General features: G+C 36.7%; 20 protein-coding genes. 15 read left to right on the top strand and 5 right to left on the bottom strand.

All coding sequences use genetic code 11. The annotated features are described in order from the left end of the window. Positions 1 to 15 precede the first annotated feature (15 nt). From AQF98_RS12950 to AQF98_RS12940, 4 genes are all read left to right on the top strand, one after another. Positions 16 to 4,362: a caspase family protein gene (locus AQF98_RS12950; RefSeq protein ID WP_055132377.1), complete on the top strand. Its 4,347-nt coding sequence runs from the start codon at positions 16 to 18 to the stop codon at positions 4,360 to 4,362. A gap of 358 nt (positions 4,363 to 4,720) precedes the next feature. Continuing rightward, positions 4,721 to 4,888 (top strand): hypothetical protein, encoded by a 168-nt coding sequence (locus AQF98_RS22165; protein WP_161805870.1) that lies wholly within the window; start codon positions 4,721 to 4,723, stop codon positions 4,886 to 4,888. Positions 4,889 to 5,041: 153 nt separating this feature from the next. Further along, complete coding sequence (locus AQF98_RS12945) at positions 5,042 to 5,611, top strand: RNA polymerase sigma factor (RefSeq protein ID WP_055132376.1); 570 nt, start codon at positions 5,042 to 5,044, stop codon at positions 5,609 to 5,611. Continuing rightward, positions 5,598 to 6,008, top strand: a complete 411-nt coding sequence (locus tag AQF98_RS12940) for a hypothetical protein (RefSeq protein ID WP_055132375.1) — start codon at positions 5,598 to 5,600, stop codon at positions 6,006 to 6,008. The genes AQF98_RS12945 and AQF98_RS12940 overlap by 14 nt, the downstream gene beginning before the upstream one ends. Before the next feature lie 100 nt (positions 6,009 to 6,108). On the opposite strand, the gene AQF98_RS12935 is transcribed toward AQF98_RS12940, so the two are convergent. Next, positions 6,109 to 6,453, bottom strand: a complete 345-nt coding sequence (locus tag AQF98_RS12935; RefSeq protein ID WP_152969707.1) for a hypothetical protein — start codon at positions 6,451 to 6,453, stop codon at positions 6,109 to 6,111. Between the two features lie 283 nt (positions 6,454 to 6,736). Between AQF98_RS12935 and AQF98_RS12930 the strand changes: the two genes are divergently transcribed. The 11 genes from AQF98_RS12930 (at position 6,737) to AQF98_RS12880 (ending at position 16,195) form a co-directional block, all read left to right on the top strand. After that, complete coding sequence (locus tag AQF98_RS12930) at positions 6,737 to 7,624, top strand: S9 family peptidase (RefSeq protein ID WP_055132556.1); 888 nt, start codon at positions 6,737 to 6,739, stop codon at positions 7,622 to 7,624. A 166-nt stretch (positions 7,625 to 7,790) separates the two neighbouring features. Further along, positions 7,791 to 8,099, top strand: a complete 309-nt coding sequence (locus AQF98_RS12925) for a hypothetical protein (protein ID WP_152969705.1) — start codon at positions 7,791 to 7,793, stop codon at positions 8,097 to 8,099. Between the two features lie 158 nt (positions 8,100 to 8,257). Next, a complete protein-coding gene (locus AQF98_RS12920; protein WP_055132372.1) occupies positions 8,258 to 8,755 on the top strand; it encodes a phosphoheptose isomerase in 498 nt (165 codons plus the stop codon). Between the two features lie 24 nt (positions 8,756 to 8,779). After that, entirely contained in the window at positions 8,780 to 9,547 is a 768-nt protein-coding gene (locus AQF98_RS12915) for a DUF3667 domain-containing protein (RefSeq protein WP_055132371.1), read from the top strand. Positions 9,548 to 9,599: 52 nt separating this feature from the next. Beyond that, positions 9,600 to 10,328: an acyl-CoA desaturase gene (locus AQF98_RS12910; RefSeq protein WP_055132370.1), complete on the top strand. Its 729-nt coding sequence runs from the start codon at positions 9,600 to 9,602 to the stop codon at positions 10,326 to 10,328. Positions 10,329 to 10,339: 11 nt separating this feature from the next. After that, a complete protein-coding gene (locus AQF98_RS12905) occupies positions 10,340 to 10,669 on the top strand; it encodes a DUF1475 family protein (RefSeq protein ID WP_055132369.1) in 330 nt (109 codons plus the stop codon). A 69-nt stretch (positions 10,670 to 10,738) separates the two neighbouring features. Continuing rightward, entirely contained in the window at positions 10,739 to 11,536 is a 798-nt protein-coding gene (locus AQF98_RS12900) for a DUF1295 domain-containing protein (protein WP_082435045.1), read from the top strand. A 113-nt stretch (positions 11,537 to 11,649) separates the two neighbouring features. Beyond that, positions 11,650 to 12,684, top strand: a complete 1,035-nt coding sequence (locus AQF98_RS12895; protein WP_055132367.1) for a class I SAM-dependent methyltransferase — start codon at positions 11,650 to 11,652, stop codon at positions 12,682 to 12,684. Positions 12,685 to 12,789: 105 nt separating this feature from the next. Next, positions 12,790 to 14,046, top strand: a complete 1,257-nt coding sequence (locus AQF98_RS12890; RefSeq protein ID WP_055132366.1) for an NAD(P)/FAD-dependent oxidoreductase — start codon at positions 12,790 to 12,792, stop codon at positions 14,044 to 14,046. A 95-nt stretch (positions 14,047 to 14,141) separates the two neighbouring features. After that, on the top strand, positions 14,142 to 14,948 hold the full coding sequence (locus AQF98_RS12885) for a DUF1365 domain-containing protein (protein ID WP_055132365.1): 807 nt from the start codon (positions 14,142 to 14,144) through the stop codon (positions 14,946 to 14,948). Between the two features lie 419 nt (positions 14,949 to 15,367). Continuing rightward, the gene (locus AQF98_RS12880; protein ID WP_369816921.1) at positions 15,368 to 16,195 is read left to right on the top strand and encodes a class I SAM-dependent methyltransferase; all 828 of its coding nucleotides are present in this window, start codon (positions 15,368 to 15,370) and stop codon (positions 16,193 to 16,195) included. Between the two features lie 299 nt (positions 16,196 to 16,494). Here AQF98_RS12880 and AQF98_RS12875 read toward each other — a convergent pair whose 3' ends face one another. From AQF98_RS12875 to AQF98_RS12860, 4 genes are all read right to left on the bottom strand, one after another. After that, positions 16,495 to 17,850 carry a DEAD/DEAH box helicase gene (locus AQF98_RS12875; protein ID WP_055132363.1) on the bottom strand — a complete coding sequence of 452 codons (1,356 nt, stop codon included), beginning with the start codon at positions 17,848 to 17,850 and terminating at the stop codon, positions 16,495 to 16,497. 587 nt (positions 17,851 to 18,437) lie between these two features. Beyond that, positions 18,438 to 19,775, bottom strand: coding sequence for an MFS transporter (locus AQF98_RS12870; protein ID WP_055132362.1), 1,338 nt, complete (start codon positions 19,773 to 19,775; stop codon positions 18,438 to 18,440). Next, complete coding sequence (locus tag AQF98_RS12865) at positions 19,776 to 20,936, bottom strand: PLP-dependent aspartate aminotransferase family protein (protein WP_055132361.1); 1,161 nt, start codon at positions 20,934 to 20,936, stop codon at positions 19,776 to 19,778. After that, positions 20,936 to 22,291 carry an APC family permease gene (locus AQF98_RS12860; protein ID WP_055132360.1) on the bottom strand — a complete coding sequence of 452 codons (1,356 nt, stop codon included), beginning with the start codon at positions 22,289 to 22,291 and terminating at the stop codon, positions 20,936 to 20,938. Before AQF98_RS12860 ends, AQF98_RS12865 begins: the two co-directional genes overlap by 1 nt. Positions 22,292 to 22,503: the final 212 nt, after the last annotated feature.

Raw genomic sequence — 22,503 nt, 5'->3', positions numbered from 1 at the left:
TATAAGTAGAGACATATGGCTGCAGAAAAACGTTTATTGATTATTGGAATTGATGAGTACCAAGGTGGTATGTATCGCTCTTTGTCTAACGCAAAGAGAGATGTCGAGCGTTTTTCAAAGGTTCTTGAAGAAAAATATGGCTTTATACCAGCACAGAAACCATTATATGATTCCGATGCAACAAACCAAAATATAACCGAAGCACTGATAGACTTATCGATATCTTGCCATAAGGATGATAGTGTAATTATATACTTCGCTGGACATGGGCTACAGCATCCAACCTCAAAAAAGGGTTGCTGGATTCCATATGATGGAGAAGATGGACAAAGAACTTTTATCTTTAATTCTACTGTCCTTGATTATATTGAAGCAATACCAGCCAGGCACATTATGCTAATTTCTGATTCCTGTTTTTCAGGGACATTTATCACCAGGCGCCGAGGTTTAGGTATTATCTTAACACCTGAAGAACTGGAAAAAAGAAATTCGAGATGGTTGTTTGTCTCAGGTGAAGAAACAGCTGTAAGTGATGGGATTGCTGGAGAAGGCAGTCCATTTGGAATAGCACTATGTCAATTTCTTGAAGAAAATACTTCGCCCGTTCTAACAGCAGCTCAGCTATTTGATGCTGTAATCAGAATGGTTGCCAACAAACATGACCAACAGCCACAAGCTGAATATCTGCCATGTCCTTCACATGATGATGGGCAAATGGTTTTTAGGTTAAACAATATAGGTGGTGAAGATGATAGGGTGCCATTCCCAGTTATTCCGTTCCCACTTCCTGAGCCCAAGGTGGAATATTATATTCCAAGGCAGCTTACCTATCATGAGCATCAACAGGTAGCCAAAATCTGGTTTTTCCAGCCCGATGTTGAAAAGATCTACCTAAATGAGCTAGTAGCCTCCCAGAAAAGGTTAGTGATATTGGGTGCAGCAGGGTCAGGCAAATCTATTGAACTGCTGAGCCTTGCGCATCGTTTTCAAGCTGAAAATAATGTGTTAAATCCAATTTATAAAAGGTTTAATACATATACCAATGAAAATATTGGTGACTATCTGCCAGAAGATTGGAAAAATTCTGATCCTGGAAATCTTTTGGTGATGCTCGATGGACTGGATGAGATCCAGCCACAATACTTTCAAACAGCGATAAGAAAAATCATAGCTTTTTCAGATGAAAATCCACTGGTGCGGATAGTTATTTCGTGCCGGAACAATTTTTATGAAGCGCCTTACGATAACTTCTCGGGCACACTTGAAGGATTTCTGGTTTATAACCTAAACAATATTTCGTTGCCAGAAATTAAGGCTTATGCTATAGATAAATTCAATATCGATGGACAGGGTTTTATTGAACAGGTATATGAAAATGGATTCTTAGATCTGGTGCAAAAACCTTTTTTCCTTAACATTCTTATCAAGCATTACATAGACCATGGCAATCTTGCTTCTGGGAGGTCCCAGATCATGGAGGAGGCTCTGTTCACGTACTATAATAATGATAAGGAACATTTTAAGACGACCATTCCTATACTCACTCGGAACCAATCGCTTAAATACCTGGAAAAAATCGCTTTCGTACTTGAACTTCTGGGAAAAAATTTCTTGACCGATGACGAGTTGGAAGAACTTTTTCCAGATACAGTTGAACTCAACCATGTTAAATATCTTCCAGCTTTCAGTAAAAGTGCTGAACAGGATAAATGGCTTTTCGAACACAACAATATCCAAGAATATATAGCCTCTCGGGTTCTCAGCAGGAAATCTCTAGATGAAATAATAAAAGTCATTGCTGTTCAAGCAGGAGGTAAAGATAGAATCAAACCTTCATGGGTAAATACACTATCCTTTTTTATCAGCATCAGTGGTGATGAAATTGTTCATGGCCTAATAAACTGGATAGTTGAAAACGATATTGAAGTTATTGTGAAATTCGAGCCCGATAGGATAAATGCCGGCAGAAGGCTTTTATTGTTCAGGCAGATCATTGAATTTTATAATAGCAAAGAAATTTGGATCTATTCAAATAATTTCTCCGATAAGGAACTGGCAAGGTTCTGTGAAACCGAAGCAGCGCTCAAATATCTACTTGAAATTATCGAATCTGAAGATATAGTGAAGATAGCGAAGCTAAACTGTCTTAATGTTTTAAGATATTTTAACCTTAAGTTTTTTGGAAACTATATCAAACGGATTAAAATCGCTGTAATAAAATTGCTTGATAATAGCGAAATAACGGGTAGTGACACCTATTCCGTAATGGGAACAATTGCCGATCTCAAAATTGCAAATAAGCATTTAATAGATTACCTTATCGAAAAATATGGACAAAGGAGAAACCAATATGTGCGTGCCGGGCTTTATAAAATTTTGGTAAAGGCTGAACTTGTAGATGAATATGTAGATATCTTTATTGATGGAATAGACCTAGTGGACCTTACATCACCGATTTCTGATAGGGAAAAAGTGAATCTTATGTCCGAATCTGACTATTTGAAGCTTGGTTTTGAAATGGTTTCAAAGCCAAAATCCATAAAGCAGGTTTTGGGGAAACTTTCTTCTTCAGAAAATAGAAGAGAAGTATTTCTTTCGGAATATCAGGATATTATGGAATCATTAATCCTTTCATCCATTCTAGCCTTTAAAGCTGAACCTTCGATATATAATAACATACTAAATCTATTGCTAAATGAATCTCTGCACCATAGGTCTAAGATATTAAATGCACTAATCGAATTTTTTAAACAAACCGATACAGCTTGGACTGCTGTTGAAGAAATATGGAGTAGCGAAAAACTTGATGATTATTCTAAGGGAACTGCAATTGTCCTTCTAGTGGATAACAAAGTTGTGGACGCTTTCCTAAAAGTTTATGGTCATAAAAAGGAATTTGTGTTAAAATTCTACAATCTTTTGGTCTGGCATCAATATTCAGTTGATTCGGTTTCCGAAACTTTAAAGACCATGGAGAAAAGTGCAGTACAATATGATATCGCTCTTGAACAACCGAAAATGAAGGACTGGACAATGATTCTTGAAAAAAGAAACCAGCAGAGTTTCGATCTTTGGTTTGATGACCAGGCAATGATTAAGGTCATTAAGAGAATCTATACAGAAATCGGCGGCAAATTATTAGGTAGAAATGACCTATTTGATTATAAGCGGTCAACCCAAATAACTATAGAAGACAGATTTCCTAATTCAGCTACGGCAATATTGAACAAATTAACACAACAGGATAAAAAAATCGATTTTGAAACAGCAAAATCATGGATAGTTCAAAATTTAAGCTATTCTGACTTTCGTATCAACCATATCTATTCAGAACTTACAAGCAAAAAAACCCTCCAGATAAGTGAGAAACAGATAGATTTGATAAGAAACTGGAGTATTACGAAAGGGAATGATAAAAGGATCTTATGGGATTTTATCAATAGGTTCGAAATCATTTTGCCGGAAAACGTACTACTTGATTTTACAGAAAGAGTTAGTTTTAACTATGATTTCAAGATGTCCAATCCTGGAAGTATTGATGAACTGGAAAATTTTATTTCGGTCGAGAAGATAAAAGAAAGAGTTGCAGAAAATCTGAATAATCCAGAGCTTGGGCCATTGGAATGGACCAATAATGCAGCCTACGCACTAAGAAAAAGCATGTCTGAAACATATGCAGTTATCCTGAATAGATTATCAAAAGACCAAAATGATGAATATAAATTCAGGGATTTATTGGATTTCTGGTTCACAAAAGTTAAAAATATTGAAAGTATTAAAAAACTCATCTTAGAAGTAACCTCTGACGGACTAAAGTGGAGGGCTATCAATCTTCTTGAAAAGGAAGGAAAAGAAACTGAGTTCCTTTGTGTGGTCCTCAAAGAAATTATAGAAAGCCCAGAAGAAACTGGCGAAAACAAAAAATATGCTGCCAATCACCTTATGAAACTTAATGATATTTACGGACTTGAGTACATATCCCAAATTATAATTGAAGATCCTGATCCAAAATTCGATTTTAGAATTTCGCTTGGAAACATATCGATGATCAGTGATATTAATGCACTGAATATCCTGATGCGCCTCTTAATTATCGGTAAGCGTCCTGAATTTAAGAATGATGATTTTAATGATCTGGAGGAAAGGTGCTTAGCTGGAATATATTCTATAGGGGTAAGGTCGTCAGAAAATTTTATAGTTGTAAAAAAAGTTTTAGAAGAGTTTATTGAAAAAAACAAGAACGTATTGCCTAATCTGAACTTCTTATATTATACGATATTGAAAATCGAAGAGAATCTAAAACTGAAATATTCACCTACTTCTACTATTAAATCAGCTATTGAAGAATATAATCAATTGTAATAAGGTTAAAATTAAATTTATATCTGTTTTGGATTATTGACAACCATTACCTTTTCATCTTCCAATTCCCGCCATCCGTATACATAGATGAAATGATTTCAAGACGCAATTCTGTCCTTATGGCTATTTGGATATTAAAAAGGCGGTAAGGGATGCCATCGAAGTGCGTTACGATGGAAATTGGGCATTAAGCTAGCGAGTTCCCCAGTGAGTCATAAATGAATTATTTGTTGATAATTCGATTGCCACAAAATAGATTTAAAATATGTCTTTAAAGTGATTTAAATAGAGTTTTTTGTTTATCTTTATCTTAAAGTTCGATTAAAAACTCTGCCAAAACTCTGCCAAATTACCCAAAATGACAAATAAAAAAACGCTTTTAGAGCATCAAAAACGCCGTTTGAATGAAGCAATTGAGGCGATATCCAGTCCGATATTCTCCACCAAAACCTCATCAGATCAAACTGGTGAGGTTTTTTCTTTTAAGTCCTTCCAAGAACAGTGCTTTGGCTATATTCTAAGCTAAATGGAACGTTTCAAGTTGGCCAATACCCTGTTAATATCACAGTTAATCTTAATGAAAAACGGTGTATTGTGTAATTTGTATTGCCCAAAAAAATAAATCAAATATTTTTACTTTTATTGTAACCTTATCCACTTAGTAATTGTCTACTTGGTTATGTCAATAGACGAAGATCGTAAAATTGTGATGCGCTTAATCATGGGGGATGCCAAGGCATTCTCAGTGTTGGTAGATCGCTATCAAAATTTGGTTTTTCACGTTACCAAAAAGATCATTCCAGAACAAGCAGATGCCGAAGATGTTTGTCAGGAAGTATTCGTCAAAATTCACAAAAATATCGGAACCTTTAAATACCAGTCAAAACTATCAACTTGGATTGCCAGCATCGCCTATTTTACGGCCCTCAACCATTTAAAGAAGAACAAGAGATACCAGAATGAAGATTTCACAGAAGATCTACTGAATATTCGAACAGATCAAGACGATCCGGAAGAACTATTAGTTAAAAAAAGTACAACAGCATATATTAACAAGCTCATTGCTCAATTGCCAGAAAATTACCGTGTGGTATTGACACTGTATCATTTAGAAGAATTCTCCATTGAGGAAATAAATGAAACAACGGGTATGCCAGAAGGAACGATAAAAAACTATTTATTTCGGGCACGTAAGCTGTTAAAAGATAAGGTTAAACATTATTTAAAAGAGGATTATGAAGAACGATGAGGATTTGAGGATACAGGAAATTCTTGATTGGAGAAAAATTGGGAATGAAGATCTCTCCCCTGAAATGACAGAAATGGAAGACTTCAAGGCTTATGAATTAATTTATGACCAACTGGCTAAGGAGCCCGAGGCGCATCTTTCCATTTCCTTTAAGGCTAATGTGCTGAGAAGGGTAAAGCTAGAAAATAAAAAAGCCAGCGACAGGATGTTCTATTGGTTGTTGGCATTGGTTTCTTTAATCGGGATCTTGATCATGGTGGCGATCTTCTTTGTTTTTAGAGATGCTTTTGCACCAGTATTAACTGTTTTAGATCGTTTCAAAGGTTTTATCCTGATTGGATTGGCTGCTGTATTTGTCTTCTACAGGGTAGAAAAGAAGTTGATCAGAAATCACTGAAAATAAGATCACCAGTAAGCTAGAAAAAATGTCCAATAACAATATCCAGTATTACTGGTTACTATCCAAAGTTTTTTGAAGAACCGAAGGCCGTAATAAACTATTTTTCAGGAGTGTGCTGTCTTTTTGAAAGTAGTTCGTTTAAGATAAAGTTCAACAGTAAGCCAATAGACAAGAAAACGATGATTACGCCATAGGGCAGTGCCGAATCTTCCATTTTATAGGGTAAAAATTCCTGAACTATTAGACCAATACCACCAAATGCACTAATAAAAATCCATTTCAGCAATCTGTATTGTCTTTCCCTATGGTCGTGGCTATCCGTTAAAATTGCTTTGATAAGTGTTGGGTCAACCATTCCAGCTTCGATGATTTTTCTTTTAATCCGGTATCTTAATAATTGAACCAGCACCATAGCGGTAATCCACGTGGTTGCAATAATCATTATAAAAGGGGCAATTTGATATAACATAATTTCAAGATTTTTCTAAGTAGACAACAGTACTTTGGTAAAGGTTGCAGAAAAAATGAAAATTTGTAGCAAACAGATTTTACTGCGAATAGCCAAGTATACTAATCTACTCTTTTTTTATTAAACGAACCTTTTAGAGTAGCAAATTGACCAAGCGTTCTTGATCTCGTAATTTTTTACAATTTAGTGCAACCCGAATAATGAGGCAATTGTCTACTTAGACAAAAACCATTACATTATGCTTAAAATTACCACAATGAAACACTATTTAGTTATTTTACTCTGCTGCTATAGCATGAGGATATTTGCACAGACTGCTGCTGATTCTACTGATCGACCGAATTTCACTACCGAAGAGGTTAAGTTCAATAGTGGCGAAATTACACTTGAGGGAACAATCTTTAAACCTAAAGAAATATATGGAGCCTTAGTTTTGGTACATGGCTCTGGTCAGGAAAAAAGAATGGTGAATATGGCTACACTTTTGGCCAAGAACGGAATTGCTGTATTGACCTATGACAAACGTGGTGCAGGCAAATCTGGAGGGGTTTATGTTGGGCCCGAAGTTGGCACCAATAACATTGACTCGGCTAACCTCGATCTTTTGGCTTTAGATGCAAGCAATGCCGTAAAAGAACTGTTGGCACATCTACCTGCTAAACATGGGGCGCTAGGCTTGATGGGCTTTAGCCAGGCAGGATGGGTAATCCCAATTGCGGCTACGAAAAACAGTAAAGTAGGCTTCATGGTACTGTTCAGTGGGCCTGTAATTTCCACACTTGAGCAGTTGCGTTTTCAGTTCTATACCAATGGAAATACTAAATTTTGGGATACGCATACCGACGCTGAGGCTCGTGAACATATCCGTACCGATGCCGATCGTTATCAGTTTGCTGCTACTGATCCGAAGAAATCTCTGGTCAAACTTTCAATCCCGGGGCTTTGGCTTTTTGGAGGGAAGGATATACAAATTCCGGCAAATTTATGCATAGAAAACCTCAATGTACTCCAAGCGAAAGGAAAGCCCTTTACCTACCAGTTGTTTCCAGAACTGGGGCACAATACTGCTTCTGTGAAATCGCCAGAGCCAATTAATGCAGCAATTAGTTGGATCAAGACATTTAAAAGTAGTGGAAAACGATAAAAATAAAATTGCCTTTGAAAATTCATCAAAGGCAATTTTTATATGTAAGCAAACTAGCCTAAAGTTAGCATACCTTCTTTACGGTTTCCCGTACAACAGACAAGTAAATAAAAACGTCTTTTGCATTTCAAATCCCTAACTGGGGAATTAATTTTTAATTAAACGCATGATGAAAAAAACCAATTTAACGCTACTTGCGCTTTTGCCGCTATTGGCTTTTGGACAAGCCTACGCAGAACCGAATACCTTACGTGCAGGCGATATTGTACTATTTCTATTCGGTTTAGGAATCTGTATTGCCGTCTTTCTTGTATTAAGGCAATTATTTCTTTGGTATTGGAAAGTTGAAGTTGTGATCAAAAAACAAGATGAACAAATTCAATTATTAAAAAGTATTTATAATTCAATTGAGGAAAATAATAGGCTAACTCAATCACAAATTGACTTGGTTATTGGTAAAGACAGTACAACCTAACCATAGCATACCTTTGATAGTTTAGGGGAGATCACTGCGAACAAGGGTTTCGAAATCCGATACTTTCCTGATAGAGAAGAAGAACAAATCTATTTTTTTGAAAAAAAGATAAGACCTACAAGGGCTTTTTAATTTGTAAGCCGTATTTTTACGGCAATATGGAAACTCAAAAAACAGATATATTCGATACCGTTGCCCAACGCTTGCAATTAGAAGGTTTTAATATCGTAAACCGCGATGAGACTCGTCCTTGGGGTGGTTTTTTTGTAATTGATGAAGCACAAGCACAACAGTTTGCAGATACTTATTTTGATGGTTTAGATGTAGATAGCCTTAAAATCGGTGGTAAATTGAGTCCCAAAATTTTAATTGTTGCCCCAAATACACGTCTTTCTTGGCAATACCACCACCGCAGAGCCGAAATTTGGCAAGTGGTTACAGGTACCGTTGGAATTAAAACTAGCCCAACAGACGAAGAGGGAGAAGTAAAAGAATATCATCCTACAGATCAGATCAAGTTACAACAAGGTGAACGTCACCGTTTAATTGGATTGAACGATTGGGGCGTAGTTGCAGAAATCTGGCAACATACCGATGCTGAAAATCCATCAGACGAAAGTGATATTGTTCGTGTTCAAGACGATTTTGGAAGATAATCCCTTTTTATAGTCTTCAAATCTATGCACAAAACTATCGTTTGTAAAAACTGCGAACAGGAAGCTAGTGGTAACTTCTGCAACAATTGCGGACAGGCTACCGATACACACCGAATGAATTTTCATTTTTTGTGGCACGACATTCAGCACGGCTTACTCCATTTTGATAATGGTATTTTTTATACCATTAAAGAATTATATACCAGACCGGGTAATACCATCAGGGCATACATTAATGGGAAAAGGGTAAAACATTATAAGCCTGTTTCCATGATTATCTTATTGGCTACCATTTATGGCTTTTTGGCACTTTATTTTAATGCTAGTGCAAATGATGCCATGGTATTGACAGCTCAAGATGACCATTCACTAATGGCTTTAAATAAAGTGAATGATTGGGCCAATGCCCATTATACCGCTTATACACTAATGATATTGCCTTTTTTATCTATTGGTTCTTTTCTGGTCTTTAAAAAACAGCAATATAACTTTGTTGAACATTTTGTGCTCAATTCGTTTATGACAGGGCAGCTGTTGGTTCTACAATTGTTGTGCTTTCCATTAACTTATTACTATCAAGGAACTGCAATTGCGATAATGGTAACAGGTTTGATCAGCGCTTTAGGTCTTTTAGTAATGGTTTGGACTTATGTTCAATTCTTTAATAAAATATCAATTGTAAAAGCCTTTTTATTAACGATACTGAGCTATATATTGAGCATGATAATAGCTTCTTTAGTAATTTTTGCACTAGTAATCCTATACCAATTGATTTTTGGCGGTTTAAAATAAACTAAAAACTAAACTTAACCGAAATCCGTTTATACCCATACACACTCCTTACATGATTATCTTAATATTCTTTTTAGCCCACTGGTTCTTATCGTTGTTTAGCCAAACATTTTTCCTGCATCGTTACTCTTCACACAAGATGTTTAAGATGGAGCCATTTTGGGAGAAGTTTTTCTACTTAATTTTATTGATTTCACAAGGTTCTTCGTTTTTAAATCCGAGAGCCTATGCCATTTTACACCGCATGCACCATGCTTATAGCGATACCGAGAAAGACCCACATTCGCCACATTTTTTTAAGGATGTGTTTGGGATGATGATTGCTACAAAGAACATGTACATGAATTATCTGCATTTTAAAATAGAACCAGAGCCAGCTTTTAGAGGCAATTATCCAGAATGGCCATTGGTAGATAGAATTGGAGATTCATGGATCTGGAGAATTGGATGCGGTTTATTTTATATTGGCTTTTATATCGTTTATGCAAACTATTGGTGGATGTTCTTGTTGTTGCCGATCCACTTTTTAATGGGACCATTACATGGTGCTATTGTAAACTGGTGTGGTCATAAATATGGCTATTCAAACCACGATAATGATGACCATAGCAAAAACTCTCTTCCTTGGGATTTTTTATTGATGGGCGAATTGTTTCAGAATAACCACCACAAAAAACCAAACAGCCCGAACTTTGCCACACGTTGGTGGGAGTTCGATCCAACTTATCCAGTAATGAAGGTATTACATTGGATGCGTATTATTAAAATTAGAAAAGTCTAAAAAATAAGCCTATGATCACTACATTAAAAATTATCTTTTCGGCCCTGTTAGTTTGGGTAACTTATGTAGTGATCAGCACCAGCTTAGAGAGCTCTTTATTTAAGGAATGGGACTTTTTGGGGTCAATCCCCTGGATGAGAGCTACCTTATGGGATTTTTATGCCAATATCTTTATCATCACTTTGTGGATGTTTTATAAAGAAAAATCTATTTTTCTTCAAATCCTTTGGTTAATTTTATTCGTATGTTTAGGTAGCATTGCCACCTGTTCTTATGTTTTGATTAAACTTTTCAAACTAAAAACAGGCGAAGGTGTTAAAGAACTATTGAGTAATACATAAGGCGAAGGATTAAGGGTTGAAGGTTTTGCTCAATAGTACATAGTTATTGATGCTTTTACCTTAAACCTTATGCCGCAAATTAACAATCTACTCTTCCTCTCCCTTATCTGCTTAATTGCCTGTTGTACCATTATGTTTTTGGTATGGTTGTGGGCTAAGAAAATTAAAAATGCAGGCATTGTAGATGTGTTCTGGGCATTGAATTTTCCTGTCATTACCATCATCACCTTTTTTTTGTCTGATGGATCTGAAACAAGGAAGTTCTTAATCTGTACCATATTCTTGTTTGCAGAAATAAGATTAGCCATTCATCTTTGGCAAAGGGTTATTGGCCATTTAAGTGAAGAGGAGGGAAGGTATCAGCAGTTGCGAAAAGAATGGGGAGAAAAAGCCGATCGAAATTTTTTCTTTTTCTTCCAATTTCAGGCCATCTCCAATGTAATTTTAGCACTTCCCTTTTTCATTATTACTGCTAATACTTCTAATCAATTACATGTTTTAGAATATATAGGTGTAGTGATTTGGGTCATCGCTTTTTTTGGCGAAATGATTGCAGATCAGCAGTTGGCCAACTTTAAAAGAGACCTTAATAACAAAGGGAAAGTTTGCGAGCGTGGACTCTGGTATTATAGCCGACATCCGAATTATTTTTTTGAATGGTTAACGTGGATGGCCTATTTTATTTTCGCATTGGCCTCTCCATGGGGCATTTTAGCCATCATTAGTCCTGCCATTATCTTGTATCTATTGTTAAAAGTTACCGGAGTACCTAATAATGAAGAACAAAATTTACGGAGCAAGCCAGTGGCTTATCAAAAATACCAACAAACAACAAACGCATTTTTTCCTTGGGTTAAAAAAAGCTAATGGGTGATGGTTATTTAGACCATAGCCAAAGCACCCAAACCATAAACCATTAACAATTTCATATTTGCAATTATACCTAACTCACAACCCGAAACACACAACTTATAACTTACATGTGGTACGATAAATTTTTAGAAAACGACCAATTGCCAGATCCAGTTTTAAGAGCTGGGATTAAAAAACTGCTTAAACAGCGGCTAACTGATGAAACCATTGGCGATGAAGAACTGCAACAGCGAAAATTCATGAATTTAGTAAATGAATTAAAATCTTCGCCAATTGCGGTAAACACTGCCGATGCCAACGAACAACATTACGAGTTGCCAACAGCGTTTTTTCAATACTGTTTGGGTAAAAACCTAAAGTATAGCAGTGGCTATTGGAACCCTGGCGTGAAGGATCTCGATACTGCTGAAGACGATATGTTGGCGCTGACCTGTAAAAGGGCTGAGCTGCAAAATGGGCAAAATGTATTGGAGTTAGGCTGCGGATGGGGATCATTGTCTTTGTATATGTCGGCAAAGTTTCCAGAGAGTACCTTTACAGTGGTTTCTAACTCTGCTACACAGAAAGTTTTCATCGATGAAACGGCTAAACAAAGAGGGATCCAAAACCTTACTGTACTTACTGCCGATATGAATACTTTTACCATAGCCGATACTTTTGATCGGGTGGTTTCGGTAGAAATGTTCGAACACATGCGCAACTATAAATTATTGTTGGCCAAAGTAGCTTCATTTTTAAAACCTGGCGGGAAACTGTTCGTGCATATTTTTACGCACAAAACTTTAGCCTATAAATATGAAGTGGTAGATGAAAGTGATTGGATGAGCAAATACTTTTTTACCGGTGGTATTATGCCTTCGAACCATTTGTTCTTTTACTTTAACGACGATCTGAAAATTAGTGAACATTGGGTAGTTAATGGAACAAATTATGGTAAAACATCAGAAGCTTGGCTCAGCAATATGGACCGACATAAAAAAGAGATCATGCCAATATTAGCTAACACTTATGGTCAGGCTGATGCAGTAAAATGGTGGGTGTATTGGCGACTGTTTTACATGGCCTGTGCCGAGTTATTCAACTACAATAAAGGAAACGAATGGATGGTTTGTCATTATTTGTTTGAGAAGAATAAGAATTGATGGGAAATGTAAGAGGTAAGATGTAAAATGGACTGCTTACAAGGACTATTTTAGATTAACGAATACATCTTCCATTTTACATTTGCCATTTTACCTTAAAAATACATGCAGAAACTAGCAATAATAGGGACAGGAATAGCAGGAATGGGCTGTGCACACTTCCTGCATCAAAAATACGAACTTACACTCTTTGAAGAATTAGATTATGTGGGTGGGCATACCAATACGGTTACTGTAGAAGAAGATGGTAAACCTGTTTATATCGACACTGGCTTTATGGTTTTCAATTACCAAACCTATCCGCATTTGTGCGAGTTGTTTAAAGAGATTGATGCGCCAGTAAAAAAAACAGACATGTCTTTTAGTGTGCAGTATTTGCCAAGCAACTTAGAATACTGTGGCTCAAGTATCAACCATTTATTTGCCCAAAAACGAAATGTCTTTAATCCATCTTTCCTTAAAATGTTGCTGCAGATCAATCGCTTTAACAAAGAAAGTGTAGCCATTTTAGATGATCCAAAATATGTAGATTATTCGCTTGGGCAATACATCAAAGAGTTTGGGTATAGCCAAGATATGTTGTGGAAATATTTGATCCCGATGAGCTCTGCAGTATGGTCTACCCCAATGGAACAGATTTTAGACTTTCCAGCGGTGTCGCTAATTCGCTTTTTTAAAAACCATGGATTTTTAGGATTAGATACCCAACATCAATGGTATACTTTGCATCAGGGCAGTCAAGCGTATAGAGAAAAACTAATTGCACCATTTAAAGACAAGATTAAAATAAACAGTAAAGTAATCGCTGTAGAACGACTGGCAAATGGCAAAGTATTGGTAAGCACAGCAAAAGGAGAACAATTGGAATTTGATAAGGTAGTAATGGCAAGTCATGCAGATCAGAGCTATCAAATGGTTAAAAATAAAACCAATGATGAAGAAAGATTGTTGTCGAAGTTTAAATATCAACCCAACATGGCTGTTTTACATACCGACCGCAACCAAATGCCAAAGAAAAAACTGGCATGGAGCAGTTGGAATTATAGGGTAGAAAAACGAGGTGATGTTTTAATGCCCAGTACAATTTATTGGATGAATAAGTTACAAGGAGTATCAGATAAGGTAGATTATTTTGTATCGATTAACCCTTCAGCTACGCTAGACCAGAGTAAAGTGATTAAGGAAATTGCCTATGAACATCCTTTATTTGATGTGCCAGCCATGCAAGCGCAAAATGAACTATATTTATTAAACCAAAGCGGTCCAATTTATTATTGTGGTAGTTATTTTAAATATGGTTTCCATGAAGATGCTTATAAAAGTGCGGTAGAGCTGTGTGAAAAAGTTGGTCGAGATTTGTAATCCCGACCAACTTTGAAGTGGATTTAAAATCCACAATGTGATCAGTCAGGAAAGCATTTCCTGACCAACTTGAATTCCATCTTACATAAGACATAATGCAGTTAAATTCATCGATCTATTCAGCAAAAGTAATGCACCATCGGCTTGCTCCTAAAAAGCACAGCTTTTGGTACAATATTTACCTGTTTTATATTGATTTAGATGAGTTGCCAGTGCTGCACAAAAGATTGCTCTGGTTCAGCTATAACCGTTTTAACCTCTTTAATTTTAGAGACAACGATCATTTGCAGTTGCCAAAAGAAACCCCAGATCGAAGTAAAAATGTGAAGCAACAGCTCACTGCTTATTTAAGTGCAAATAATGTAGAAATTGGCAATGGAAGGATCATGCTGTTGACCAATTTATGCGTATTGGGCTATAATTTTAATCCAGTATCTTTTTATTTCTGTTTTGATGAAGGTAATAAGCCTTTATGTGCTGTTGCAGAAATCAGCAATACCTATCACGAAATGAAAATGTTCTTTTTTGGTAAAGAAGAACTGACCGAAGATCGATTCAAACAAAAAGTAGAAAAGCTTTTTTATGTATCGCCATTTATCGATCTAGATACCTTTTTTGATTTTAACCTTGTAATTCCGACAGAAAAATTGGATATTAAGATTGATGATTATGATAAAGAAGGGCAACGATTTTTTCTAAGTACGCTTAAGGGAGAGAGAAAGCCCTTAACCAATGGCAATATGTTGCGTTATTTCTTCTCTATTCCACTCATTCCTTTAAGCGTAATGGGATTGATCCATTGGCAGGCATTTAAACTTTGGCTAAAAAAAATAAATTATCATCCAAAAGCTGCAAACCAAGAACTACAAAAAGACGTATATAAACCTTATAAACCAAACTAAGATTAAAAATGTCATCACTCTCCATCACTAAACAAAAAAGCGGATTTTATCAAAATACGGTTGTTTCCGCACTTTGTAAAATGACCAAGGGCTTTTTGCAATTAGACTTGCCAAATGGAGAAAGTCTCGAAATTGGAAACCCAGGTTCTGGGATTAAAGCTAATTTAAGAGTTACAGATATTGCTTTCTTTAAACGCGTTGTTTTATATGGGGATATTGGCTTTGGCGAAGCTTATGTAGATGGATTGTGGGAAACAGATAACATTACCAATGTGATTAAATGGATTATCTTGAACTTAGAAAACGCACCTTCTGTTTCTGGAAGTAAAGTGAAAACCTTAGGTCTAAATCTGTTCAAGTGGTTCAACAGAATTTACCATAACAACCGAGCAAATAGCATTACCGGTTCTCAAAAAAATATTGCCGAACATTACGATTTAAATAATGATTTTTTTGCTACGTTCTTAGATCCTTCTATGACGTATTCTGCTGCCTATTTTAAAACGCCAGACCTTTCTTTGGCAGCAGCACAGGATGAAAAATACCGTCGACTTTGTGAACAATTGCATTTAAAAGCAAGTGATCATGTTTTAGAAATAGGAAGTGGTTGGGGAGCAAATGCCATTTTTATGGCTAAAAACTATGGTTGTAAAGTAACTTCAGTTACCATCTCAAAAGAGCAGCAAAAATTAGCACAGCAAAGAGTTGCAGCAGCAGGATTAGCTGATAAAGTAGAGATTGTGATTAAAGATTATAGAGCCATTGAAGGAACTTTTGATAAAATTGTATCGGTAGAAATGTTGGAAGCTGTTGGGCACGATTACCTGGAAACATATTTTGCAAAATGTAGCGAGGTGCTAAAACCCAATGGAATTTTGGCTTTTCAGGTCATTACCAGCCCAGATAGTAGGTACAATAGTTTACGCAATGGAGTAGATTGGATACAAAAACATATCTTCCCTGGATCTTTATTGCCATCTGTTGCTCAACTGAACAAGGCGATTAACAATACTGGCGAACTCACCATGGTCGACTTAAAAGATTTAGGCTTAGATTATGCCCGTACTTTAAAATTATGGTTTGTAGAATTTAACCATAAACTCAACGAAGTAAAAACTTTAGGTTTCGATGAACGTTTTATTCGCAAATGGAATTATTATTTGAACTATTGCGAAGCTGCTTTTGCCATGCGCAACATCAATGTTATGCAAATGGTTTATACCAGACCGAATAACACAGAACGATAATTTGCATTCTCTTAAAATGACAAGTTATTTATCTAGCCAAAACATATAAAGTCTGGTTATGGCTTCTTTGTTTTTTACCAATTACCAGTTTTAAAATTAAAGAAGTAAGCTCATAAGGAGGTTTTATTGATACTATCATTTGATACTATCATTTGATACTATCAAAGATAAAATTAGAAGATTACAAAACAAAAATGGTCCATATTGCTACGAACCATTTTCTTTAATGAACGTCATCCTGAGCCTGTCGAAGGACTTTTAACCAAATCATTTCGACAAGCTCAATGTAATAGTTGAATCTAATCTCTTCTTCTGTTGCCACCACCACTAAACCTGCGGTTACCACCACCAGCATTAGCACTACCAGTACTACCTGTGTGGTTTGGTTTTCCACCACCATGGTGTGGTTTCTTTTTTGCACCACTCAAGTTTGCTTCGCGTTCGCGAGGCTCACGTTGGTTGCTTTTTTTCTTCCCTTTGCCTTTTGCTGCTGCAGCGGCCGACATTAGGCTTTGCCAGCTCATGGCATAAGGATGGTCTTCGTTTACCGGAATTTTTAGACCAATCAATTTCTCAATATCATCTAAAAATTCTTTCTCTTCGCCATCGCAGAACGAATAGGCAATGCCACTTAGGCCTGCTCTTCCGGTTCTACCAATTCTATGTACATAAGTTTCTGGTATGTTTGGCAACTCATAGTTAATTACGTGCGCCAATTCATCCACATCAATACCACGAGCAGCAATATCTGTAGCCACCAAAACACGGGTTGTTCTTGCTTTAAAATTAGTCAACGCTCTCTGACGGGCATTTTGCGATTTATTTCCGTGAATAGCTTCGGCTTTCACATTAATTTTCATCAAGTCTTTAACCACCTTATCAGCACCATGTTTAGTACGGGTAAATACCAATACAGTTTCAATGGTTTTGTCTTTTAACAAATGAGCCAATAAGCCTCTTTTGTCTTGTTTTTCTACAAAGTAAACTGCTTGTGTAATTTTCTCGGCAGTAGAAGAAACCGGAGTAACCTCAACTTTTACAGGGTTGGTTAAAATGGTATCAGATAGTTTTTGGATTTCAGTTGGCATGGTAGCCGAGAAAAACAAAGTCTGTCTTTTAGCCGGTAATTTGGCAATCACTTTTTTCACATCGTGGATAAAGCCCATGTCTAACATGCGATCTGCCTCATCCAATACAAAAATCTCAATATCACGTAGGTTTACAAAACCTTGGTTCATGAGGTCTAATAAACGACCAGGGGTAGCTACCAAAATATCAACACCTCTATGCAAGGCATCAGTTTGTGCTTTTTGTCCAACACCACCAAAAATTACCAAGTGTTTCAAAGGTAAGTTGCGGCCATAAGCCTTAAAACTTTCTTCAATCTGAATAGCCAACTCTCTTGTTGGTGTTAAAATAAGGGCTTTAATTGCCTTCGGGCCTTTGGTGTTGCTATGTGGTTGGTTTAACAATTGCAACATCGGAATGGCAAATGCTGCAGTTTTACCCGTGCCTGTTTGTGCACAACCCAATAAGTCGCGTTTTTGTAAAATAGAAGGGATAGATTGCTCTTGTATGGGTGTAGGTTGTGTATAACCTTCGGTTTCAAGCGCCTTTAAAATAGGTGCTATGAGGTTTAATTCTGAAAATAACAAAGTATAAATTTTTAAATGTAAAATTGCGAAGAAGCTAGAACAATCATTGCTGGAAGGACTAACTTGCGAGTTGCTTTAAATGATAAAGAAATTCTGCTTCGCTACAAAGATACGTAAATTATTTAAATACTTCATTTTTGCGAGGAGACACGACGAAGCAATCTTGTTTTAAGATAACCTGAAAATTCAAATCTGAAAATGTTTGTCACTGCTTTTCGGCAATTGTAGCCCTGCTGTCCGTTTTACTCCACTTCGCTTCGTGTACACTACCATCAGGTTTATCGAACAAAGGAAGAAAGTTTTTGGGAGTATAAGATGTAAACAGTTCGGAGGTAAAAGTCTTGAGGCTGGAATTTGAAAATGTTTGTTAGTGCTTTTCGGCAATTGTAGCCCTGCTGTCCGTTTTACTCCGCTACGCTTCGTGCACACTACCATCAGGTTTATCGAACAAAGTAAGAAGATTATGGAGGATATAAGATGTAAACAGTCCAAAGTACTGAGGCTGAAAAATTAAGTATTCGAGGTCTGGTGTCAGAAAGATTGATAAATGAGTAACATTATTAGTTCGCAGCAAATCTAACTACTAACTACTTCCTCTCCTTAAACCTTGTAAAAAATAGTAGCGCTAATATACAGAGTGCAAAACCCACTACGCCATTTAAACGCAAGCCATAATCGTCGCCCGGATCTTTACCATAAACCGTTAACATGGCAAATATGGCAATGCCAATGGTCTGCCCTAGTTTAACAAAGAGATATTTTACGGCAAAGAACATCCCTTCGTGGTTTTCGCCAGTTTCTAAGGTGTCTTTTTGGGCAATATCAGCTAAAATGGCATTGGGTAAAATGCCCAAAGCAGCCAAAGGAAAAGAGGCGAAGATGACCAAAATATACATTTGGTTTGTTGGCGTAAAAGGGAGTTTTCCTAAAAAGAAAATCGTGACAAAAATTAAGCTCAATACACCAAAGGCAAACAATACCAATACTTTTTTGCCAAATTTTTTTGAACCGTAATTGATAAATGGATAAAAAAGCAAGGAAAGGATAACCATTAGGCCCATGAATTTTCCGCCATCAGAATCGGGCAGCCCAAGCAGCACGGTTACGAAATATAACAAGCCACTACTCATTAAACTCAAAGCGGTGTAATAGGTAAAGTCTGAAATGAGGTAGTATTTAAAATTAGAGTTTCTAAAGGTGCTTTTAATGGCTGGTAATAAGGGAATATGTGTTGGCTTGCTTTGTACGTACTCTTTTTCTTTGATAAAAATAATAGGCAAAACCATTACAATACCAGAGAAAATACTTAAGCCCCAAATGGTATACTGCAAAGCATGGAAACGTTCAGTTACATGGAAAACAGTTTGAATAAGGTCGGCAAAGTTATTGCAAAGTGCACCTAAAATCATACCCAATACAAAACCAACCTGCTGTAAGGTAGAGAGTTTTACTTTCTCTTCTGCAGTTTGGGTCAGTTCTGCCAGTAATGCATTATATGGAATAATATAGGTGGTAACAGAAATAAAAAAACCAGCCAATACCACTGTTAGCCACCAGGCATTTTGTAAGCTTTCTCCTTTTACCAAGGGATAAAATACCAAACTGCAACAAACAATAGCTGGTAAAATGGCCCATTTCATAATAGGAAAACGCCTGCCTTTGGGGTTGCTGCTGCTATCGCTTACCGAAGCAATAAAAGGATCGTAGGCGGCATCAAATAACCTGCCCGATGCAGCAATTAATGATAGAATATTAAAAGCACCAAATACCAAGAGTTGTGGTATTAAAGGAGATAGGCCAGAATTGTTTGGTGGAAGGTAAAAATAAGGCAACATCACAATAATCAGATTGGTCATGATACTCCAACCCATCATTCCTGCTGCGTAAGCCAATTGTTTTTTAAAAGGTAGTTTTTTGATGGACATTTATAATTTACCTAATGCTTGTTCCAAATCAGCAATAAGGTAATCAGCATTTTCTAAACCTACGTAAATTCTTATCAACACATGTCGTTTATGTTGTGGATCAAAATCGGCTTTGCTAATTCCCGCACAAGCCGGGATCACCAAACTTTCATGTCCACCCCAAGAAACAGCCATTAAGATATGATTTAAACTGTTGCAGAATAATTCTATTTTTTCTAGTGTCGAATTCTTTAAGGTGATACTGAACAGGCCGCCACATTTTTTCATCTGTTTACGTGCCAGTGCCAAATCCTTGTTGTTTGCATTAAAAGGGTGTAAAACTTGCTCAATTTTTGGGTGCTTGCTCAAATAAGCAATCACCTGATCTGCAGTTTCACTAATTCGCTCTAACCTGATCTCCAAAGTACGGAGCCCCCGCAACAATAACCACGCATTTTGTGGAGCCAAAGCTGCTCCAATATTTAGGTATTCTTTGTTGAAAATTTTCTCCAACAATTCTTTTTTTCCTGTTACCACACCCGCAACTACATCACTATGGCCAGCAAGGTATTTAGTGGCCGACTGAGCTACTAAATCAATTCCGTAAGCAATGGGTTGTTGATAAAGCGGCGAACAATAACTGTTGTCAATCATGGTGAGTATGCCCTTGGCCTTTGCCAATGCAGCAACAGCTGCTAGGTCTTGAACATCGAAGCTGAAAGTATTTGGCGATTCGAGGTAGATCAATTTGGTTTTATTGGTAATGGCCTTTTTAAACTGATCCAAATCTGTGCCGTCAATAAAAGTGGTAGAGATGCCAAATTTTGGTAAAAAGTCTTTAAAAAGTTTAATGGTCCAACTGTATGGGTTTTCTACACAAACTACTTCATCACCCTGTTTCAATAAGGCTAGAACAGGTACCGTAATGGCAGCAATTCCGCTACTAAATACCAATGCATCTTCTGCGCCATCTAAAGCAGCCAGTTTTTTTCTTAAAATATCAATAGTTGGATTAAAGCCCCGAGAATATAAATTGCCTTTATACTCGTCTGCTAATGCAGCTCTAAAATCTTCAACCGTATTGAATTTAAAATTGCTGGTTTGTACAATTGGAGGTGCAATGGCATTGAAATATTGCTCCCTATCTTCTCCAAGTTCATTTAATATATACGATAGATCCATTAGCTTTGGGTATTTTCTTTTTTGCGGTTAAAGAACTTGGTTACAAAATAGATGACCACAAAACCTAAAAAGATATACAAGCCATTTAATGCCGCATTTGGGTCGTCGCTGTAAATGCTAAAGGCTACAAAGAGATAAGCCCCAATGAAAATGATAGGCAAAAGCGGATAGAGTTTCATGGTGTAAATGGTACTCTTATCTAAATGTGCGGTAGTTTTGCGCAAGAAGAAAATAGCGGCCGCAGAAAATGCCATTCCAATACTGTCTAAAAAGATGGTGTAGTTTAAAATTTTATCAAAGGTCTGTGCATAAAATATAGTGAAGATGGCAATGATGGTGAAAACCGTTAGGCTAACAATCATTACTTCGTTCTTTTTTGTTTTTTTGGTAAAAATACTAGGCAAAGCTTTTTCTTCGCCCATGGCATACATGGCTCTTGGGTTGCTCAATAAGTTAACATTCACATAGCCCAAAACAGAAAAATAGATTAGTACAGAGAGTAACGAAAAACCAGCCGGACCAAAAATTTTACCCGCTAATATGGCTGCAATACTTTCGGCAGATTTCAGTTGTTCAAAGCCAATTACTTTTACATATGCATAATTAATGGCCATGTATAGGGTAATGATAATCCCTAATCCAATAATAATAGAACGTGGAATAACCCTTTTTGCGTCTTTAGCCTCGCCACCAAAATTGATGGTTTGTTGGTAACCACCAAAGCTGAAAGAAACAGCAATTAAACATAGTCCTAAAGCTTTTCCGTAATCGCTCCAAGTAGGTAAATTGCCAGATGGGGTATTAAAAATAGGAGTAATGCTTGTGGTTTGTTCACCAAAAAACACAGCACAGATCAGAGTCAATACCATTACAATTTTAATTACCGTTAAAATGTTCTGGGTTCTGGAGCTAGTTTTTAAGCCTAACAGATTAACGGCATAAAAGATCATGATGCTAATTACAGCAATGATAATCCGATATTCGCCAGTTTGCATTTCTGGAGCTAAAATCACTTTGCTCAGGTATTCGGCACCAATTAATGAAACACCAGCAACGGATGCCGCATTAGAAACCACAATAATGCAGTTAATGGCAAAGGCAATGGATGGATGATAACAAACTGAAAAAATTTTGTAATAACCACCAGTAACTGGATATCTTGAGCCAATTTCTGCATAAGTTAGAGCTCCACATAAGGCTACAAAACCGCCAACTGCCCAAGCTAAAAAGAACAGCTCTGGTATCTGTGCCTTTGAGGCCACATTTACAGGGGTTCTGAAAATTCCCATACCAATAACTAGGCTGACCACAATCATAGCGAGGTCGAAAAGAGAGAGCTGTTTTTTAGTTTGCATGTATCTAAATTTGAGCTTGGAAGATAGGAATTTTAGTTTGGAGTTAAAAGTTTATAGCTTAAGACGAAAATGTGTATTTGTGGAAACTTTGTGGTTGATTTGCAGCTAGATTAGCTTAAATTTGTAATGCTGAATTGTTTTTGAACGTGATTGCGAGAAGTGAAACGACGAAATCATCCGTTTTACTTGAAAGATCGCTGCTCTGGCTGCAA

Source organism: Pedobacter sp. Hv1 (assembly GCF_001412215.1).
GTDB lineage: Bacteria > Bacteroidota > Bacteroidia > Sphingobacteriales > Sphingobacteriaceae > Pedobacter.
Note: the sequence above shows the minus strand (reverse complement) of the source record. Positions and strands in the feature narration are given on the sequence as shown.

Coding starts and splice junctions, on each gene's coding strand:
- AQF98_RS12950 (WP_055132377.1), top strand. CDS start 16: ATGGCTGCAGAAAAACGTTTATTGATTATTGGAATTGATGAGTACCAA.
- AQF98_RS22165 (WP_161805870.1), top strand. CDS start 4,721: ATGACAAATAAAAAAACGCTTTTAGAGCATCAAAAACGCCGTTTGAAT.
- AQF98_RS12945 (WP_055132376.1), top strand. CDS start 5,042: ATGTCAATAGACGAAGATCGTAAAATTGTGATGCGCTTAATCATGGGG.
- AQF98_RS12940 (WP_055132375.1), top strand. CDS start 5,598: ATGAAGAACGATGAGGATTTGAGGATACAGGAAATTCTTGATTGGAGA.
- AQF98_RS12935 (WP_152969707.1), bottom strand. CDS start 6,453: ATGATTATTGCAACCACGTGGATTACCGCTATGGTGCTGGTTCAATTA.
- AQF98_RS12930 (WP_055132556.1), top strand. CDS start 6,737: ATGAAACACTATTTAGTTATTTTACTCTGCTGCTATAGCATGAGGATA.
- AQF98_RS12925 (WP_152969705.1), top strand. CDS start 7,791: ATGATGAAAAAAACCAATTTAACGCTACTTGCGCTTTTGCCGCTATTG.
- AQF98_RS12920 (WP_055132372.1), top strand. CDS start 8,258: ATGGAAACTCAAAAAACAGATATATTCGATACCGTTGCCCAACGCTTG.
- AQF98_RS12915 (WP_055132371.1), top strand. CDS start 8,780: ATGCACAAAACTATCGTTTGTAAAAACTGCGAACAGGAAGCTAGTGGT.
- AQF98_RS12910 (WP_055132370.1), top strand. CDS start 9,600: ATGATTATCTTAATATTCTTTTTAGCCCACTGGTTCTTATCGTTGTTT.
- AQF98_RS12905 (WP_055132369.1), top strand. CDS start 10,340: ATGATCACTACATTAAAAATTATCTTTTCGGCCCTGTTAGTTTGGGTA.
- AQF98_RS12900 (WP_082435045.1), top strand. CDS start 10,739: ATGCCGCAAATTAACAATCTACTCTTCCTCTCCCTTATCTGCTTAATT.
- AQF98_RS12895 (WP_055132367.1), top strand. CDS start 11,650: ATGTGGTACGATAAATTTTTAGAAAACGACCAATTGCCAGATCCAGTT.
- AQF98_RS12890 (WP_055132366.1), top strand. CDS start 12,790: ATGCAGAAACTAGCAATAATAGGGACAGGAATAGCAGGAATGGGCTGT.
- AQF98_RS12885 (WP_055132365.1), top strand. CDS start 14,142: ATGCAGTTAAATTCATCGATCTATTCAGCAAAAGTAATGCACCATCGG.
- AQF98_RS12870 (WP_055132362.1), bottom strand. CDS start 19,775: ATGTCCATCAAAAAACTACCTTTTAAAAAACAATTGGCTTACGCAGCA.
- AQF98_RS12865 (WP_055132361.1), bottom strand. CDS start 20,936: ATGGATCTATCGTATATATTAAATGAACTTGGAGAAGATAGGGAGCAA.
- AQF98_RS12860 (WP_055132360.1), bottom strand. CDS start 22,291: ATGCAAACTAAAAAACAGCTCTCTCTTTTCGACCTCGCTATGATTGTG.